The sequence below is a fragment of the Vibrio sp. 10N.286.49.C3 genome, assembly GCF_041469545.1.
GTDB classification, from domain to species: Bacteria; Pseudomonadota; Gammaproteobacteria; order Enterobacterales; family Vibrionaceae; genus Vibrio; species Vibrio tasmaniensis_A.
On the sequence record NZ_JBFRKT010000023.1, the window covers coordinates 58,738 to 76,046 of the forward strand.

General features: G+C 43.6%; 17 protein-coding genes. 10 read left to right on the top strand and 7 right to left on the bottom strand.

The window, feature by feature from the left end:
* Positions 1 to 16 precede the first annotated feature (16 nt).
* From csdA to AB4180_RS11070, 3 genes are all read right to left on the bottom strand, one after another.
* Positions 17 to 1,228 carry a cysteine desulfurase CsdA gene (gene csdA, locus AB4180_RS11060; RefSeq protein WP_102250041.1) on the bottom strand — a complete coding sequence of 404 codons (1,212 nt, stop codon included), beginning with the start codon at positions 1,226 to 1,228 and terminating at the stop codon, positions 17 to 19.
* An 87-nt stretch (positions 1,229 to 1,315) separates the two neighbouring features.
* Positions 1,316 to 2,209 carry a 2-dehydropantoate 2-reductase gene (gene panE, locus AB4180_RS11065; RefSeq protein ID WP_017101902.1) on the bottom strand — a complete coding sequence of 298 codons (894 nt, stop codon included), beginning with the start codon at positions 2,207 to 2,209 and terminating at the stop codon, positions 1,316 to 1,318.
* Positions 2,210 to 2,319: 110 nt separating this feature from the next.
* A complete protein-coding gene (locus tag AB4180_RS11070; RefSeq protein WP_017101903.1) occupies positions 2,320 to 3,207 on the bottom strand; it encodes an outer membrane protein OmpK in 888 nt (295 codons plus the stop codon).
* Positions 3,208 to 3,718: 511 nt separating this feature from the next.
* On the opposite strand from AB4180_RS11070, the gene AB4180_RS11075 reads away from it, so the two are divergent.
* Positions 3,719 to 5,065, top strand: a complete 1,347-nt coding sequence (locus tag AB4180_RS11075) for a DUF4397 domain-containing protein (RefSeq protein WP_102250042.1) — start codon at positions 3,719 to 3,721, stop codon at positions 5,063 to 5,065.
* A 105-nt stretch (positions 5,066 to 5,170) separates the two neighbouring features.
* On the opposite strand, the gene AB4180_RS11080 is transcribed toward AB4180_RS11075, so the two are convergent.
* The 4 genes from AB4180_RS11080 to AB4180_RS11095 form a co-directional block, all read right to left on the bottom strand.
* Positions 5,171 to 6,529 carry an AmpG family muropeptide MFS transporter gene (locus AB4180_RS11080; RefSeq protein ID WP_012603364.1) on the bottom strand — a complete coding sequence of 453 codons (1,359 nt, stop codon included), beginning with the start codon at positions 6,527 to 6,529 and terminating at the stop codon, positions 5,171 to 5,173.
* Positions 6,530 to 6,580: 51 nt separating this feature from the next.
* Positions 6,581 to 7,129 carry a peptidylprolyl isomerase gene (locus AB4180_RS11085; protein WP_102250043.1) on the bottom strand — a complete coding sequence of 183 codons (549 nt, stop codon included), beginning with the start codon at positions 7,127 to 7,129 and terminating at the stop codon, positions 6,581 to 6,583.
* On the bottom strand, positions 7,129 to 7,698 hold the full coding sequence (locus tag AB4180_RS11090; protein ID WP_017101905.1) for a YajG family lipoprotein: 570 nt from the start codon (positions 7,696 to 7,698) through the stop codon (positions 7,129 to 7,131). The genes AB4180_RS11085 and AB4180_RS11090 overlap by 1 nt, the downstream gene beginning before the upstream one ends.
* Before the next feature lie 66 nt (positions 7,699 to 7,764).
* A complete protein-coding gene (locus AB4180_RS11095) occupies positions 7,765 to 8,916 on the bottom strand; it encodes a class I SAM-dependent methyltransferase (RefSeq protein ID WP_012603366.1) in 1,152 nt (383 codons plus the stop codon).
* A gap of 174 nt (positions 8,917 to 9,090) precedes the next feature.
* On the opposite strand from AB4180_RS11095, the gene bolA reads away from it, so the two are divergent.
* The 9 genes from bolA to nqrM all read left to right on the top strand — a co-directional run bounded on the left by bolA (position 9,091) and on the right by nqrM (position 17,208).
* Positions 9,091 to 9,399, top strand: coding sequence for a transcriptional regulator BolA (bolA, locus tag AB4180_RS11100; RefSeq protein WP_009848370.1), 309 nt, complete (start codon positions 9,091 to 9,093; stop codon positions 9,397 to 9,399).
* A gap of 519 nt (positions 9,400 to 9,918) precedes the next feature.
* Positions 9,919 to 11,259 (top strand): Na(+)-translocating NADH-quinone reductase subunit A, encoded by a 1,341-nt coding sequence (locus tag AB4180_RS11105; RefSeq protein WP_009848371.1) that lies wholly within the window; start codon positions 9,919 to 9,921, stop codon positions 11,257 to 11,259.
* A 5-nt stretch (positions 11,260 to 11,264) separates the two neighbouring features.
* Positions 11,265 to 12,509, top strand: a complete 1,245-nt coding sequence (locus tag AB4180_RS11110; RefSeq protein WP_017067139.1) for an NADH:ubiquinone reductase (Na(+)-transporting) subunit B — start codon at positions 11,265 to 11,267, stop codon at positions 12,507 to 12,509.
* Positions 12,499 to 13,266: a Na(+)-translocating NADH-quinone reductase subunit C gene (locus AB4180_RS11115; protein ID WP_017098020.1), complete on the top strand. Its 768-nt coding sequence runs from the start codon at positions 12,499 to 12,501 to the stop codon at positions 13,264 to 13,266. The genes AB4180_RS11110 and AB4180_RS11115 overlap by 11 nt, the downstream gene beginning before the upstream one ends.
* Positions 13,266 to 13,898 (top strand): NADH:ubiquinone reductase (Na(+)-transporting) subunit D, encoded by a 633-nt coding sequence (locus AB4180_RS11120; protein WP_004735210.1) that lies wholly within the window; start codon positions 13,266 to 13,268, stop codon positions 13,896 to 13,898. Before AB4180_RS11115 ends, AB4180_RS11120 begins: the two co-directional genes overlap by 1 nt.
* Positions 13,899 to 13,905: 7 nt before the next feature.
* Positions 13,906 to 14,502, top strand: a complete 597-nt coding sequence (gene nqrE, locus AB4180_RS11125) for an NADH:ubiquinone reductase (Na(+)-transporting) subunit E (protein WP_009848375.1) — start codon at positions 13,906 to 13,908, stop codon at positions 14,500 to 14,502.
* A gap of 29 nt (positions 14,503 to 14,531) precedes the next feature.
* Positions 14,532 to 15,758: an NADH:ubiquinone reductase (Na(+)-transporting) subunit F gene (nqrF, locus tag AB4180_RS11130; protein ID WP_009848376.1), complete on the top strand. Its 1,227-nt coding sequence runs from the start codon at positions 14,532 to 14,534 to the stop codon at positions 15,756 to 15,758.
* Positions 15,759 to 15,932: 174 nt separating this feature from the next.
* Positions 15,933 to 16,937, top strand: coding sequence for an FAD:protein FMN transferase (locus AB4180_RS11135; protein ID WP_009848377.1), 1,005 nt, complete (start codon positions 15,933 to 15,935; stop codon positions 16,935 to 16,937).
* Positions 16,938 to 16,953: 16 nt separating this feature from the next.
* Positions 16,954 to 17,208 (top strand): (Na+)-NQR maturation NqrM, encoded by a 255-nt coding sequence (gene nqrM / locus AB4180_RS11140; protein WP_009848378.1) that lies wholly within the window; start codon positions 16,954 to 16,956, stop codon positions 17,206 to 17,208.
* The last annotated feature ends 101 nt before the right edge of the window (positions 17,209 to 17,309 follow it).

The following is a 17,309-nucleotide window of genomic DNA, read 5'->3' on the forward strand; positions in this document are numbered from 1 at the left end:
CGCTACTCGCTACTCGCTACAGCATATCAACGGCTTTTTCTATCGCCGCTACGAGCTTTTCAACATCATCTAGATTGTTATAAATACCAAATGAAATACGAACAGTTCCTTTCACATTAAGTGCATCCATTAATGGATGAGCACAGTGGTGGCCAGCACGAACTGCGATACCTTGTTGATCCAGCAGAGTAGCAATATCTTGATGGTGAACACCGTCCATCACAAAAGTAATCACACTCGCGTTGGGTTGATAACCCAATATCTGAATATCATCCAGTTTACTGAGTGCAAGATAAGTCTCGTGCTGTAGCTGGTGGATATGATTTTCGACATTTTGCTGGGCAAAACCACTTAACCATTCTATCGCTGCACTTAATGCGATGGCTCCCGCTACGTTTGGCGTGCCCGCTTCAAATTTTCCCGGCAGTTCAGAAAATGTGGTACCAGAGAAAGATACGCGCTCAACCATTTTGCCACCGCCATGCCAAGGGGGCATCGCTTCGAGCAATTCTAGCTTGCCGTAAAGTACACCGATGCCTGCAGGGGCGTAGAGCTTGTGTCCTGAGAAAACGTAGAAATCCGCACCTAAAGCCGCAACATCAACGGGTTCATGAACGATACCTTGCGCTCCATCTACCACAACAATCGCATTAATCTTGTGCGCTTTCTCGATCACTTCTTCAATGGGCTGACGAGAACCAGTCACATTAGTTATCTGAGCCAGAGCAACAATCTTAGTTCGTTCATTCAAAAGGGCGTCAAACGCAACAACGTCAAAGTCACAATCTGATGTCATTGGTACTTTCACGACTTTAGCACCCGTTTGTTCAGCCACAATTTGCCAAGGCACGATGTTGGCGTGATGTTCCATTTCACTGACTAAGATCTCATCGCCAGGTTGAAGCGTGCTTCTTGCGTAAGTTTGTGCGATCAGGTTAAGTGCTTCGGTTGCGCCGCGAGTCCAAATAATCTCTTTTGAAGAGCTTGCGCCGATAAACGGAGCGACCTTATCTCTGGCGGCTTCAAATTGACTGGTCGCGTTGGCTGTTAAGCTATGACTACCACGGTGAACATTGGCATTTTGTTTGGAGTAGTATTGGCTAATGGCATCAATAACCACCTGAGGTTTTTGTGTCGTTGCTGCGCTGTCTAAATAAATCAACGGTTGTTGATTGATGGTTTGTGATAGCGCAGGAAACTGCTCTCGGATGTGATTGATATCAAGCATCTATTCTTACCTAAAATCTTGGAAATTGTTGCTAGCGTTATGCTGAGCGGTATCGTTATTTTATCGCGACTTGTTAATCGTTGCTGACTAATCTTGATGATTCCAGCGATTTTCTCGTTCTTTAACCTGCGTAAACAGCTTTTGGTTAACAGGAACCTCTATCTGATGCTTAAGTGCTGTTTTTATCAAGTGTCCGGTAATGAAGTCGATCTCTGTCTTTCGTTGGTAAAACATATCTTGCTTCATTGATGAATTGTTCTTTGCTGTCGCTTGAATAACCTTGTTGACGCTTGTTTCTAATTCGTCGAATGAACAAGTAATGCCTTCCGCCAGCATCACTTGCGTGAGTTCTTTAACTATAGAACTCAAAATATCGTTAAACCTTTGGTCAGCAAGCTCTCCATTTTTGATTTGTTCCAGCCCAGTCAGTGGGTTGATTGCACAATTTATGGCGAGTTTAGCCCACAGCGCCGTTGTTATTTCTGGATTCCAACTCACGGCAGGGAAGGCATGTTCCAACACATCAACTAAAAAAGTGCACTGTTGCCCCTTTAGGTTAAAAGCACCCAATTGAGTTTGGCCGATTCCGGTGTGGGATACATTGTTGCTATTGGGTTTGAATGCTGCTTGAGTCGTGGTCGCCAATACTACAGGGTGAGCGTCAATTTGATTAGCAATGTTATCGACCGCTCCCATACCGTTGTGCATGAACATGAGAATGGTGTCAGAGTCTAGATACTGAAGTAACGGAGTGGTGGCTTCTTCTACTTGCCAAGCTTTGACCGTGAAGATCACTAGATCACTTTCTGGTAGCTTCTCAATATTGTTGTTACTGAAGGAAAGTGAAGTTTGTTCATCAAGCGATAAGTCAATTGAGTTATCTGCGGAACGACTCCACAAAGCCACATTATGACCCGCTTGAAGTAGTTTTATCGCCCACAAAGAGCCGATAGCCCCAGGCCCAACAATAGTGATGTTCACAGCAATACCGAGATAAGAAAGTGGTGCTGCAAGGATAGCGAGGCATTAAATGAAAGCAATAAAAAATGGCACCCGAGGGTGCCATTTTGGAAACTTTCTTAGAAGTTCGATTAGAACTTGTAAGTTACAGCGAAGTAGTGACCTACGCCTGAAGTAGAGAATTCACCAATTTGTGGTTTATTCGGATCCATTAGAGCACCATCTCTTAGACCGTATACATCTTGGTATAATTTAAGACCGTAACCTACAGCAAATTGGTCATTGTGCCAGTAAATACCATTGAACATAGATCCGCCGTTGCTCGACTGGTTGTATGAACTATCACGACCAAACTCGTAATCGATGTAACCTTGGTAAGCAATGAATGAACCGTTATCGAAGTTTACGAATGGCTTAAACCAGTTTGTAGAAAATTGGTAACCGTTCCAGTCTTTCGCATTTAGATCGTACGTAGCGTAAAGGTTGAATTGCATTTTACCAAACCAAGGTACCATTACGTCTGAACCGATACCTGTTTTAGTTGCGTAACCACCGTCAGCTTTGCCATCGATAGTTGTGTAGTTTGCAACGTATAGTTCTTGTACTGGACCAAAAGAAAGGTCTTTACCAGTCAGACCATCGATAGACATACGAGGCGCAAATTTAACAAACAGTTGATCGTCATTTGCTTTATCACTGCCACTATCGTTAGTTAGGTTGAATACATCAATGTAACCGTAAAGATCGAAGATACCAGAGCGTCCACCAAACTCCATTTCAAGATAAGTATGATCTTTGTCTTGAGGCTTCTCATCGATAGTGTGCATGATATTAAACTGCATCCAGTTGTAATCATTCTTGTGAGTATCGCCGTCAGAATAATCAGCCGCCATTACTGGAGCAGAAGCTGCTGCAAGTAGGCCAAGAGTTAAAAGTGATTTACGCATAATGGAACTCTCTATGTTTGAAATAAGTAACCCGCTAATCCGTGCGTGTTTATATGTCCGAATGCCGAGCATAATAGCGATTTTGTTCTCAAATAAAAGTGAGACAGAGTGAAAACTATGATTATTATGGTGAGCGTGATCACACTAACGATCTAAATGATGGAACTTTAATGTTGCTATGCATCTTGATGAATCCCCACTTCTATTGATTTTGTGAAATTCGATTATTTTGTGTATAAATTGGTGAAATACCGCTCTAAGCAAACGATTATACCAAAAAGTGTGACATGCATATCAAAATCAACAGTATTTCTTTCTAAGCGTTTTCTCGTAAAAAACACCTCACTCAGCGAACGTTTCGATCCTGCCTTTGATCCATTTCCAAGCAACTCCGTACTGAAGTTTGAATCAATTGATGAACAATTCATGTGATGACTAGCCTGACTTTTAAATCTGTTTGTTTTTTCATCGCTGATAATATTGAGACCGTTCATTGCACCAATTTTGAGGCAACATTTAAAGATCTGCTCCTGAGCTTATCTGCTGTGTGACGAACTGGTCGAACTTTTTGGAGAGAAGACCAATGAAATATTCACCTATACTCGCTGTAGCGATGTCAGCCCTATTCATTGTAGGGTGTAACGATGACGATCAACCAACAACCCAGCTGCAAGCTGTTCACGCATCGCCAGATGCTCCACTAGCTAATGTGTTAGTTAATAGTCAGGCTCGTTGGACTGGGGTTGATTATGCTCAGGCATCTGGATATACCTCGGTCAATCAAGGCCAGACAACTCTACAGGTCGATGTTCAACTCCCTGGAGATGGTGTGGCGACAGTGATTCCGCCAAGCCAGTTCGATTTAAGCGGTGATTTAGATTACACGGTGATGGTGGTCGGTGATGCTGACGGTTCCAACAACCCAGTTGAGGCTCTCGTTGTGACACGACCTGCAGCAGGCACGGCGACGAGTTCGAGTTTGGATGTGCAAGTTGTTCACGCGGCAACTGGAGTTGGTGATGTGAATCTATACGTTACAGCGCCGAATGATCCTCTAGGCGCACCGATTGGAACTTTGGGATACAAAGGGTTCACTGATGTGCTAAACATACCTGCAGGACAATATCGAGTGAGATTAGAAACCGTGAGTGGAAGTGCTATCGCGTTTGATTCAGGAGAGATCACTCTCCCTGCTGGTAGCGAGCTGACCATTGCAGCCGTGCCAAGAGCGGATTCAACCAGTACGTCTCAGGTGAAGCTGATGGTAATGGATGGCAAAGGTTCATCTATAATTTACGACATGGCAGAATCTGCAGAAGTGAGAGTAGGGCATTTAGTTGATGGTGCACCCTCTGTGGATGTGTATGTAAACTCGGCTAAGTTTGCTCCTCTTGATGCTCTAATGTTTAAAGAAGTTCGTGGCTTCTTAGATTTGGCAGCAGGCAGTTACGATATCGATATTTATGAAACAGCAACCACCTCTCCAACATTCATTGATGTTGACGGTTTAGCGGTGTTTGCCGGAATGGATTACAGTATCTATGCCGTGGGGACGGTAAGTCCTTTCAATTTGGAAGCGCTAGTTGTTCCAGAAAATCGACGCTCTGTTGCAACCAGTGCAGTATTGAACATTACTCATGCTGCAGCTAATCCAATTGCAGCTTCGGTTGATATTTATTTAACCGAGAACGTGGGAATTTCTGGAAGTACTCCTGCGTTGAGTAATGTGAAATTCAAAGATTTCGCGAATGGTATTTATGTAGCTGCGGGAACTTACTATGTGACGATTACGGTGGCTGGCGATCCATCTACTGTTGCTATTGACTCCGCGCCTGCGACCTTAGTTAACGGTGTTGTGTATCAAGTAGTGGCGATTGATGATTCGATGGGAACGGGATTTAACTTAATAGTAAGTGAAACCACAGATTAATCCGTTAAGCGTCTGCAAATAGAAAATAGAAAATAGAAAATAGAAAAGAGAAAAGAGAAGAGGGTAGCTCAATGCTCCCCTCTTCTCTTTTGCTTTCTTTTTCTTTTATTCGTGGTTGTTTTTCGCTTTTTCTAATAAATCAGTGAAAAAGTGGCGTAGCGAATAGAGCATGATCAAACTCGGAATCACCATTAATGACGTCAGTATAAAGAAGGTTGACCAATCATTGAGGTAATCGACGAGCTCGCCACTGAATGAAGCCAGTGTTGTTCTACCGAAATTGCCTAAGGATGCTAATAAGGCATATTGCGTCGCTGAGAAAGCTTGACCAGTCAGTAAGGTTAAGAAAGAGACAAATGCTACCGTCGAAAAGGCGGTTGTGAAGTTGTCGACAATGATAGTTGCCAAGAACAGAGTTTCACTAGGGCCTGCCTGAGCGATCCACGCAAACATTAGGTTGCTGGCTGCCATTGCGATGCCACCAATCATTAGTCCGCGTACAATACCGAATTTCACATTGAAGATACTGCCTAGCAAGGTGAAGAATATCGTCGCGCCCCAACCGATTAACTTAGAGTAGTGGCCAATCTGTTCATTGCTAAAGCCTATCTCTTTATAGAAGGTGATAGACATTCTACCCAAGAAGGCTTCACCAATCTTAAATAGGAACACAAACAGTAGAAGGGTGATGGCAACTTGAACTCCGTTTCGTTTGAAGAAATCATAAAACGGTTCTAGTACTGTAACGCTGAACCAAGCGACGACTTTTGAACCCACAACTCTGTTGTGACGTTGTTGTGCTTGCTCTTGTAATGCTTCACGTTGTGTATTGGGTTCTCCGACAAAAAGAGTAAACAGCATTAACACGACAACCACACCAGCCATGCCGTAATACACACCATTCCAACCGATTGAGTCAGCATTGATAAAAGCAAGATAACCTGGAAGAGAATAGCCAGTCCACCATCCCATCACGGCCATTGCGGATGCTTGTGGCAACTTTGATGCTTCCGATTTTGGAAATGAATCAATACGGAAGGCATCTATTGCGACATCTTGAGTTGCTGAGGCGATAGCTATTCCGAGAGCAAGCATAGAGGTGAACATCAAGTCATTGGCTGGGTTTACTCCAGCAATGAACAGGGTACAGATCAATACCAAGCTTTGGCACAAGAATATCCAACTGCGTCGTTGGCCTAATATCGCGTGTAAAACTGGCAGTTTGACTCGGTCTACCAACGGTGCCCATAAAAAGTTAATAGCATAGACAGCAAACACACTGCCGAAATAACCGATCGCAGCACGAGTTAAACCGGCATCTTTTAGCCAACCAGACATGTTGGATCCAATCAGAACCCATGGGAAGCCACTCGAACAACCGAGCATAAACACCCAAAGTAGACGTTTGTCTAAGTAGCTGCGGAAAGTTTGCATCCAAGAAAGAGAGGGGGTGCCTGATGACATGGGGCGTCCTTGTATAGAAAACGCCCTTAAGAATAAGGGCGTTACATTGGATTACTTAAGAAGGGTCACTTTAGTGATGACGATTGGGTCGACAGGAATGTCTGACATGCGGCCCATTCGCTTGGTTGGAATTGTTGCCATCTTCTGAACAACGTCAAAACCATCGGTTACTTTACCAAACACAGCGTAACCAGGATTACCGTCTTTCGCGTTTAAGAAATCGTTGTCTGCAAAGTTAATGAAGAACTGGCGAGTTGCAGAATCTGGTGCATTGGTGCGAGCCATTGCGATCGTTGCAGTATCATTCTTCAGGCCATTGCTGCCTTCATTTTTGATAGGCGCATAAGTTGCTAATTGCTTCATATCTTGATCGAAGCCACCACCCTGAGCCATAAAGCCCGGGATCACACGGTGAAACTGAGTGCCTTCGTAGCTACCGTCAGCAACATATTTCAGAAAGTTATCAACACTAACCGGTGCTTGCTCTTGGTTTAGCTCGATAGTGAAGCCGCCTAATGTTGTTTCTACATTCACTTTAGGACCAGCCCAAACGCTCACGCTCACCAACATCAATGCAATAGAAGATAGAATGCGTCCCATTAGAAACGTTCCTTCATGTAAGTTTGGAGCTCTTGGTCATTGGCAATCTCTTTAAGAACTAAGTCGATAACATCGTTTAGTACCATTGCGATATCGTCATTTGATGCACTTAATGCGCCTGTACGAGTTGCTGTACCATTGAATGTCTTAACTAGCTTGCCTTCAGGCGTTTCAGCGGTTACTTCAAGTGTTACTTTACCATCCATTTGGTTTTCCATGATGGTGTGCTTGACGGTAACAAGCGCTTCTTGAATCTCTAAAACAATTGAGTTTTCACTGTTTACGCTTGCACGAAAGCCTTGAGACTCTAATTGTTGAGCAATAGCGTTTTCTAGAGAAATACGCATGTTTTGCTTAGCGTGAATTGGCTGAATGTTTGAACGGCCACTATCAACCAATGCAACATATTGAGCGGCACGAACATCTTTACTGGTTAGTGTGTATGTTTTGCCTTGTACAAGGTTGCTTGAGCTTAGTGAAGCTTCTGGCATTACGTTGATCTGTTCTTTCTGAGGGGCTGAACATGCTGTCAAAGCCAAAATAGAAGCAGCCAAAATCAGTTTTTTCATTCCTTTATCCTTTCTAAATTCACACCAGGAGCTCGGTATCTTAAATTCTTGTGACGTCGTTTCTGCTTATTTATTAAAATTCGCAGGTTCTCTTGTTGCTTGTAATATCTCAAATTTCTGGTTTAGTTCAAGCGTTTCAACGTTTGCTTCACCAAATAGTCTTGCTAGTTTGACATCGTATCCGAGGTGTCGGTTACCAATAACAATTAATTTGCCTCCGTTGCTAAGAACATGCTTTGCATCACAGAACATTTGCCATGCAATGTGATCTGTAATCGCTTGTTGTTGGTGGAACGGAGGGTTACACATAACTAAGTAAGTGCTGTTTTTCTTAAAACCATCTAAACAGTTATTGGCGATGAACTGGAAATTACCTTCTTCGCCAAGGTTATCCTTAATATTTTGGCGCGCTGATTCCACTGCCATAAAGCTTTCATCAACACAGGTGATACGCGCTTGTGGGTTTAATTGCCCAGCTTTTACACTCAATACACCGTTGCCACAACCTAGGTCGATAATATGACGCAGTTCAGGATCTTGAGGGATGTGCTCTAGCATATAGCGAGCGCCTTGATCGAGTGCCTCGCCTGAGTAAACGTTCGGTAAATTTTTCAGGCGAATATCTTCACCGTCTACATCCCATTCAACAAAAGGTTCGACCGTTTGAATCGGCTGACAATTTGGTGAAGAGAAAACCAAGCGATGTTTCTTCTTCGCTAGAGAAGTTTTGGTTTCACCTAGGTACTTTTCGAAAATATTAAGTGTAGATGTGTGGATATCTTTTACTTTGTTTACACCGATGACTTGGCAGCCTTCTGGCAACGCTTGGCGTAGTTGGCTCAATTGCCATACTAGATGACGGTTTGTTTTCGGTAGTTGCATGATCACAAGATCGATACCGTGTGGGATATCATCCATCGTATTCAGGAAGTTCACACGGTTACTTTGATTGCGCTGCAAGTTTTTTAGCGCACCGCGATGAGAGATAAACGAGTCGCTCATCATGGTGACATCATGATCTTTAGAGAACCATGCCGACAGGGCACCAAAGCTATCGTTCATGATCAGGATGTGTTTGCCAGGTTCCAGATTCATCTCTTCAACGTGACTAATAATGTATTCGTCGCCCGCATCCCAAGCTTGAAGGGTTTCATTTGAACGGTTGGGGAAACGATGTAAGGTCAAAGTTCTATCGAGAAGAGTAAGTTCGGTTTTCATAGCTTGAGATACTTATGTAAGAAATAACAAAGATATTGTCTCAAATGCAGCCTGAACAAGATAGAAAAAACTCAACCAAACCTAAGTCGTTCGTTATGAAATACTCAGACAGTCGACCAGTTAGGGTTTATACTTCCCCCACAGATAATGCCAATACGTTATTAAGGAATCATAATGATCCAAGAAGTTATCGAAACAAAATTGCACAATGAGTTTTCACCAAGTCATTTAAACGTGGTCAATGAGAGCTACATGCACAATGTTCCGGCTGGTTCTGAGAGTCATTTTAAAGTGATTGTTGTCAGCGATGCGTTTGAAGGCTTGCGCCTTATTGGTCGTCATCGAGCGGTAAATAAAGCACTTTCAGAAGAGCTAGCGAATAATATTCACGCACTATCTATTCACACTTATACAAAAGATGAATGGATGAAGCAACTCGATAACGTGCCAGACAGCCCTATGTGTATGGGCGGTGGTAAGTAATAAAACTAACTGATAGAAGAGGTGGCGATGCTGCCTTTTTTATCGCCAGGCTGATGTGTTTTTAGGGTTTATATTACTCAAATTGATGTCAAATTAGGCGTCTTTAAATACCCACAATGAGTAATGTTTTTATTAACAGTGTTTCAACATAACTCGTAAAATATTAGTTTGTGACAGAGTATTAATCTCTTGTTTAAAACACGATTCAAAAGCCATTTTATCTGTGCGGTTCGTCAAATTTATACATATTTGAGAGTCCATATGCTTCAAATCTCACCAAATTAAGGCCGTATTCAAGTTATTGGTCATGGCATCAAGTTGTCAAAAAATGCTAGAATACGGCACCTGATAAATCTCACATAATCTTTGTGATGAGTTTATTAATGTAATGTTGCGATTTTGGTATCTCTAATTTACCAAAACCGGACACTGTAATGTCGTGTCTAAGGGCGATTTTAAAACGTCCCGAATTTACGCAATTAAAAGAATCTTTTTCCCGATAAAGTAGTGCAAGTGCGTATGATTACAATAAAGAAGGGTTTGGATCTTCCTATCGCAGGAACTCCATCCCAGGTGATTAATGATGGTAAGTCCATCACTAAAGTCGCCTTGCTTGGCGAAGAGTACGTTGGTATGCGTCCTACGATGCATGCTCGCGTTGGTGATGAAGTGAAGAAAGGCCAAGTTCTTTTTGCAGATAAAAAGAACCCAGGTGTTGTATTTACTTCTCCAGCAAGCGGTAAAGTTATTGAAGTGAACCGTGGTGCTAAGCGTGTTCTTCAATCAGTAGTGATTGAAGTAGCAGGCAATGAGCAAATCACGTTCAATAGCTATGAAGCTAACCAACTAGTAAGTCTTGACCGTGAAACGGTTAAAACTCAGTTAGTTGAGTCTGGCGCATGGACCGCTTTGCGAACTCGTCCGTTCAGCAAGGTTCCAGCAGTTGATTCTGAAACTCAGGCTATTTTCGTTACTGCTATGGATACTAATCCGCTAGCAGCTGAGCCAGAATTAATCATTAACGAGCAGTCTGATGCTTTTGTTGCTGGTTTAGATCTTCTTTCAACTCTGACTAACGGTAAAGTGTACGTTTGTAAAAAAGGTACTAGCTTACCTCGTTCAGCTCAGTCTAACGTTGAAGAACATGTTTTTGATGGCCCACACCCTGCAGGTCTTGCAGGCACGCATATGCATTACCTATATCCGGTAAATGCACAAAATGTAGCGTGGAGCATTAACTACCAAGATGTTATCGCATTCGGTAAGCTTTTCCTTACTGGTGAGATTTACTCTGAGCGTGTTGTTTCTCTGGCTGGTCCAGTGGTGAATAACCCACGTCTAGTTCGTACTCAAATTGGTGCTAGCCTTGAAGAGTTGACAGACAGCGAGTTAATGCCAGGCGAAGTTCGTGTGATTTCTGGTTCTGTACTTACGGGTACTGAAGCAACAGGTCCACATGCTTTCCTTGGTCGTTACCATCAGCAAGTTTCTGTTCTACGTGAAGGTCGTGATAAAGAGCTATTCGGCTGGGCTATGCCTGGTAAGAACAAGTTCTCTGTTACTCGTTCATTCCTTGGTCACCTGTTTAAAGGTCAGTTGTTCAACATGACAACGACGACAAACGGTAGTGACCGCTCAATGGTTCCAATTGGTAACTACGAGCGCGTAATGCCTCTAGATATGGAACCTACATTGCTGCTTCGTGATCTATGTGCAGGCGACATTGATAGTGCTCAAGCACTTGGTGCGCTAGAACTAGACGAAGAAGATGTAGCATTGTGTACCTTTGTATGTCCAGGTAAGTACGAGTACGGTCAACTACTTCGTGAATGCCTAGATACGATTGAGAAGGAAGGGTAATTTTCATGGGCCTTAAAAAGTTTCTTGAAGACATCGAGCATCATTTTGAGCCAGGTGGTAAACACGAGAAGTGGTTTGCGCTTTACGAAGCAGCAGCGACAGTGTTCTACACGCCAGGTCTTATTACAAAGAAAAGCTCGCACGTTCGTGATAGCGTTGATTTAAAACGTATCATGATCATGGTTTGGTTCGCGGTATTCCCAGCAATGTTCTGGGGTATGTACAACGCGGGTGGCCAAGCTATCGCTGCACTTAACCATATGTACGCAGGCGCTGAACTAGCATCTGTTATCAGTGGTAACTGGCACTACTGGCTAACCGAAATGCTTGGAGCCTCCTTAGGAGCCGATGCAGGTGTTGGCAGCAAGATGCTACTTGGTGCGACATACTTCCTACCTATCTACGCAACGGTATTCATCGTAGGTGGTTTCTGGGAAGTTCTGTTCTGTATGGTGCGTAAGCACGAAGTAAACGAAGGTTTCTTTGTTACTTCTATCTTATTCGCGCTTATCGTTCCGCCAACGCTTCCTCTATGGCAAGCAGCACTAGGTATTACCTTCGGTGTTGTTGTGGCGAAAGAGATCTTCGGTGGTACGGGTCGTAACTTCCTGAACCCTGCACTTGCTGGCCGTGCGTTCCTATTCTTTGCATACCCTGCACAGATTTCAGGTGACGTAGTTTGGACTGCTGCAGATGGTTTCTCTGGTGCAACTGCTCTTAGCCAATGGGCTCAAGGTGGCGGTAGCGCACTAATGAACGTGACATCAGGTGAAGCAATCACTTGGATGGACGCATTCATTGGTAACATCCCAGGTTCTATCGGTGAAGTATCAACTCTAGCACTTATGATTGGTGCAGCGATGATCGTTTACATGCGTATCGCTTCATGGCGTATCATTGCCGGTGTAATGATCGGTATGATTGCTGTGTCTACGCTGTTCAACGTGATCGGTTCTGATACTAACGCAATGTTCAGCATGCCTTGGCATTGGCACCTAGTTCTAGGTGGCTTCGCATTCGGTATGTTCTTCATGGCGACTGACCCAGTATCAGCTTCATTTACCAACAAAGGTAAGTGGTGGTACGGCATCCTAATCGGCGCAATGTGTGTAATGATTCGTGTAGTTAACCCTGCATACCCAGAAGGCATGATGCTTGCGATTCTATTCGCAAACCTATTTGCTCCTCTGTTTGACCACGTTGTAATCGAGAAGAACATTAAGCGGAGACTAGCGCGCTATGGCAAGTAATAACGATAGCATTAAAAAGACGCTGTTTGTTGTTATCGCATTGAGCCTAGTGTGCTCAATCATCGTTTCAACAGCTGCAGTTGTTCTTAAACCTAAGCAGCAAGCTAACGCAGTTCTGGATCAGCAAACTAAGATCCTTGAAGTTGCGGGTATTGAGCTTGCAGGTGATATCCCAGCACTCTACGCAGAGAACATCGAACCTCGTCTAGTTGATTTCGCTACTGGCGATTTCGTTGACGGCGATGCCGCTGCATACGACCAACGTAAAGCGGCAAAAGATCCAGCTCAGTCAATCAAGCTTTCAGCTGAAGATGACATCGCTAAGATCATTCGTCGTGCTAACACGGGTACTGTATACCTAGTGAAAGATGGCGCTGAGACTTCTAAAGTTATCATCCCTGTTCACGGTAACGGCCTTTGGTCAATGATGTACGCATTCGTTGCGGTAGAAACTGATGGCAACACAGTTTCTGGTATCACTTACTACGAGCAAGGTGAAACTCCTGGACTTGGTGGTGAAGTTGAGAACCCAACTTGGCGCGCTCAATTCGTTGGTAAGAAATTATTCGACGAAAACCACAAACCTGCTATTCAGGTTGTTAAAGGTGGCGCTCCTCAAGGTTCTGAGCACGGTGTAGATGGCCTTTCTGGTGCAACACTGACTAGCGTTGGTGTTCAACATACATTTGACTTCTGGTTAGGTGATATGGGCTTTGGTCCGTTCCTAGCAAAAGTTCGTGACGGAGGTCTGAACTAATGTCTAGTGCAAAAGAAATTAAAAAGAGCATCTTAGCGCCTGTGTTGGATAACAACCCAATCGCGCTACAGGTTCTTGGTGTGTGTTCTGCTCTTGCAGTAACCACTAAGCTAGAAACAGCATTTGTTATGACTATCGCGGTAATGTTCGTTACTGCTCTGTCTAACTTCTTCGTTTCTTTAATCCGTAACCACATTCCTAACAGTGTGCGTATCATCGTTCAGATGGCAATTATCGCATCATTAGTAATCGTGGTAGACCAAGTGCTTAAAGCATACCTATACGATATCTCTAAGCAGCTATCTGTATTCGTTGGCCTAATCATTACTAACTGTATTGTAATGGGTCGTGCTGAAGCATTCGCAATGAAGTCTGCGCCAATCCCATCGTTTATCGACGGTCTTGGTAACGGTCTTGGTTACGGTTTCGTTCTTATCACTGTTGGTTTCTTCCGTGAGCTTCTAGGCTCTGGCAAACTATTTGGTATGGAAGTACTACCTCTAGTGAGCAACGGTGGTTGGTATCAGCCAAACGGCTTGATGCTTCTAGCACCTTCAGCATTCTTCCTAATTGGTTTCTTGATTTGGGCAATTCGTGTGTTCAAACCAGAACAAGTAGAAGCGAAGGGGTAAGGTAGTCATGGAACATTATATTAGTCTGCTAGTTAAATCGATTTTCATCGAAAACATGGCGCTTTCTTTCTTCCTAGGTATGTGTACGTTCCTAGCGGTATCTAAGAAAGTTAAAACTTCTTTTGGTCTTGGTGTTGCGGTAGTTGTAGTACTTACAATTGCTGTTCCTGTAAACAACCTTGTTTACACACACATCCTGAAAGAAAACGCGCTTGTTGAAGGTGTCGATTTAAGTTTCCTTAACTTCATCGCATTCATCGGTGTTATCGCGGCACTTGTACAAATCCTAGAGATGGTTTTAGACCGTTTCTTCCCACCTTTGTACAACGCACTAGGTATCTTCCTTCCACTGATCACAGTTAACTGTGCAATCTTTGGTGGTGTATCTTTCATGGTAACGCGTGACTACAACTTTGCTGAATCTGTTGTTTACGGCTTCGGTTCTGGTGTGGGTTGGATGTTAGCTATCGTTGCTCTTGCGGGTATCCGTGAGAAGATGAAGTACTCTGACGTACCTCCAGGTCTTCGTGGCCTTGGTATCACGTTCATTACTGTTGGTCTGATGGCGTTAGGCTTTATGTCTTTCTCTGGTGTTCAACTGTAGGGTAAGCACCCAGTAATAAGGAATAACAAATGCAAAGCATTATTCTTGGCGTAGCGATGTTTACCATTATTGTATTGGCTCTAGTACTAGTGATTCTTTTCGCTAAGTCTAAGCTAGTACCATCAGGTGACATCACTATTGCTGTAAACGGCGACCCTGAAAAGGCGATCGTTACTCAGCCTGGTAGCAAGCTACTTGGTGCCCTAGCTGGCGCAGGTATCTTCGTATCTTCTGCTTGTGGTGGCGGTGGCTCTTGTGGTCAGTGTCGTGTAAAAGTTAAGTCTGGTGGTGGCGACATCCTTCCAACTGAACTTGATCACATCACAAAAGGTGAAGCTCGCGAAGGCGAACGTCTTGCATGTCAAGTTGCTATGAAAACTGACATGGAGATTGAACTAGACGAAGATATCTTTGGTGTGAAGAAGTGGGAATGTACTGTTATCTCTAACGATAACGAAGCTACTTTCATCAAAGAATTGGCTCTAGCTATCCCTGAAGGTGAAGAAGTTCCGTTCCGCGCGGGTGGTTACATTCAGATTGAAGCTGAACCACATCACGTGAAATACGCAGATTACGATATTCCTGAGGAATACCGTGGTGACTGGGATAAGTTCAACTTGTTCCGTTACGAGTCTATCGTTAAAGAGCATTCGATCCGTGCTTACTCTATGGCTTCATACCCAGAAGAGAAAGGCATCATCAAGCTTAACGTGCGTATCGCAACTCCGCCGCCAAACAACCCTGACGTAGCTCCTGGTGTGATGTCTTCATACATCTGGTCTCTTAAAGAAGGCGACAAATGTACTATTTCTGGTCCATTTGGTGAGTTCTTTGCTAAAGACACAGACAATGAAATGGTATTCATCGGTGGTGGTGCAGGTATGGCGCCAATGCGTTCACATATCTTCGACCAACTTAAGCGTCTTAACTCTACTCGTAAGATGTCTTACTGGTACGGTGCACGTTCTAAGCGTGAGATGTTCTACATTGAAGACTTCGACGGCCTAGCAGCTGCAAACGAAAACTTCGTGTGGCATTGTGCTCTGTCTGATCCTCAACCAGAGGACAACTGGGACGGTTACACTGGTTTCATCCACAACGTATTGTACGAAAACTACCTGAAGGATCACGAAGCTCCTGAAGACTGTGAGTACTACATGTGTGGTCCACCAATGATGAACGCGGCTGTGATCGGCATGCTGAAAGATCTTGGTGTAGAAGATGAAAACATCCTACTAGATGACTTCGGTGGTTAATCCATTTAAGTGATTGATATTATGGCTGACTCTTACGAGTCAGCCATTTGTTTTTCTAAGACTACTCGTGACAACAAACTGGCTTATATAAGAAAGAGTAAGGCATTTAAAATACCTATTTTTCACTCTTATTTTTCCTTATATAAATCCTCAACATTAGACAGGAGTAAGCAAGTGAGAATTTGGCTTGTTGCATTAACTTCTTTAATTTTTCTTGCGGGCTGTGAGCAGGCAAGAGAGCAAGTACATTTAAGTGGTCCGACAATGGGGACCAGTTATAACATTAAGTACATCAATGGCGATGAATTTCCTGAGTCTAAAGAAGTTCATACCGAGATCGATCGTCTACTTGAAGAAGTAAATGATCAAATGTCGACTTACCGTGAAGATTCAGAGCTGAGCCGTTTCAACCAACATAAAGGTGCGGACGCATTCGAAGTATCTGAACAAACCGCTATCGTTGTGAAAGAAGCGATTCGTTTGAACGGTCTTACTGAAGGTGCGTTGGATGTGACGGTTGGTCCATTAGTTAACTTGTGGGGTTTTGGTCCAGAAGCACGTCCTGAAGTGGTTCCATCAGACGAAGAGCTTGCGGCTCGTAAGGCTAAGATTGGTATTCACCACTTAAGCGTTGAAGGTAATAAGCTAAGCAAAGATTTGCCTAACTTGTATGTTGACCTTTCGACTATCGCAAAAGGTTGGGGCGTGGATGTCGTTGCTGACTACCTCGATTCAATTGGCATTCATAACTACATGGTAGAAGTGGGCGGTGAAATCCGTTTGAAGGGCTTAAACCGTGAAAGTGTGGGTTGGCGTATCGCCATCGAGAAGCCAAGTGTTGACGAGCGCAACATTCAAGAGATCATCGAGCCTGGTGATATGGCGATCGCAACGTCTGGCGACTACCGAAACTATTTTGAGCGTGATGGTGTTCGTTATTCACACATCATCAACCCAGAAACAGGTAAGCCGCTTCATCACAAAGTGGTTTCAGTGACTGTTTTAAACCCGTCTTCAATGACTGCAGACGGTTTATCTACTGGCCTTATGGTCTTAGGTGAAGAAAAAGGACTGGAAGTCGCAAACCAACATAACATCCCAGTGTTCATGGTGGTAAAAACAGCTGATGGCTTTAAAGAAATTGCTTCAGAAGCATTTAAGCCATACTTAGGTAAATAAGGTAAGCGAGATAATTATGAATACATTTCTGATTACATTTGGTGTTTTTCTTGCAGTAATCGCAGCGATGTCAATTGGCTATATTATCCAAAAGAAAGTTGTGAAAGGTAGCTGTGGTGGCTTAGGTGCTGTTGGTATTGATAAAGTATGTAACTGCCCTGAACCTTGTGATGCGCGTAAAAAACGTGAAGCACGTGAAGCATACCGTGAAGAGAAACTGGCAGAACGTCAACAAAAAGAAGCGGCTTGGAGTAAAGACCGTATCGCTTAATTGGTGACAGTCATAGGGGAATAGAGTTGTCTATGCCCTTAGAATAAGAAGCTCAAGATTATCGTCTTGAGCTTTTTTTGTTTGAGTGAACTGTCTATTTT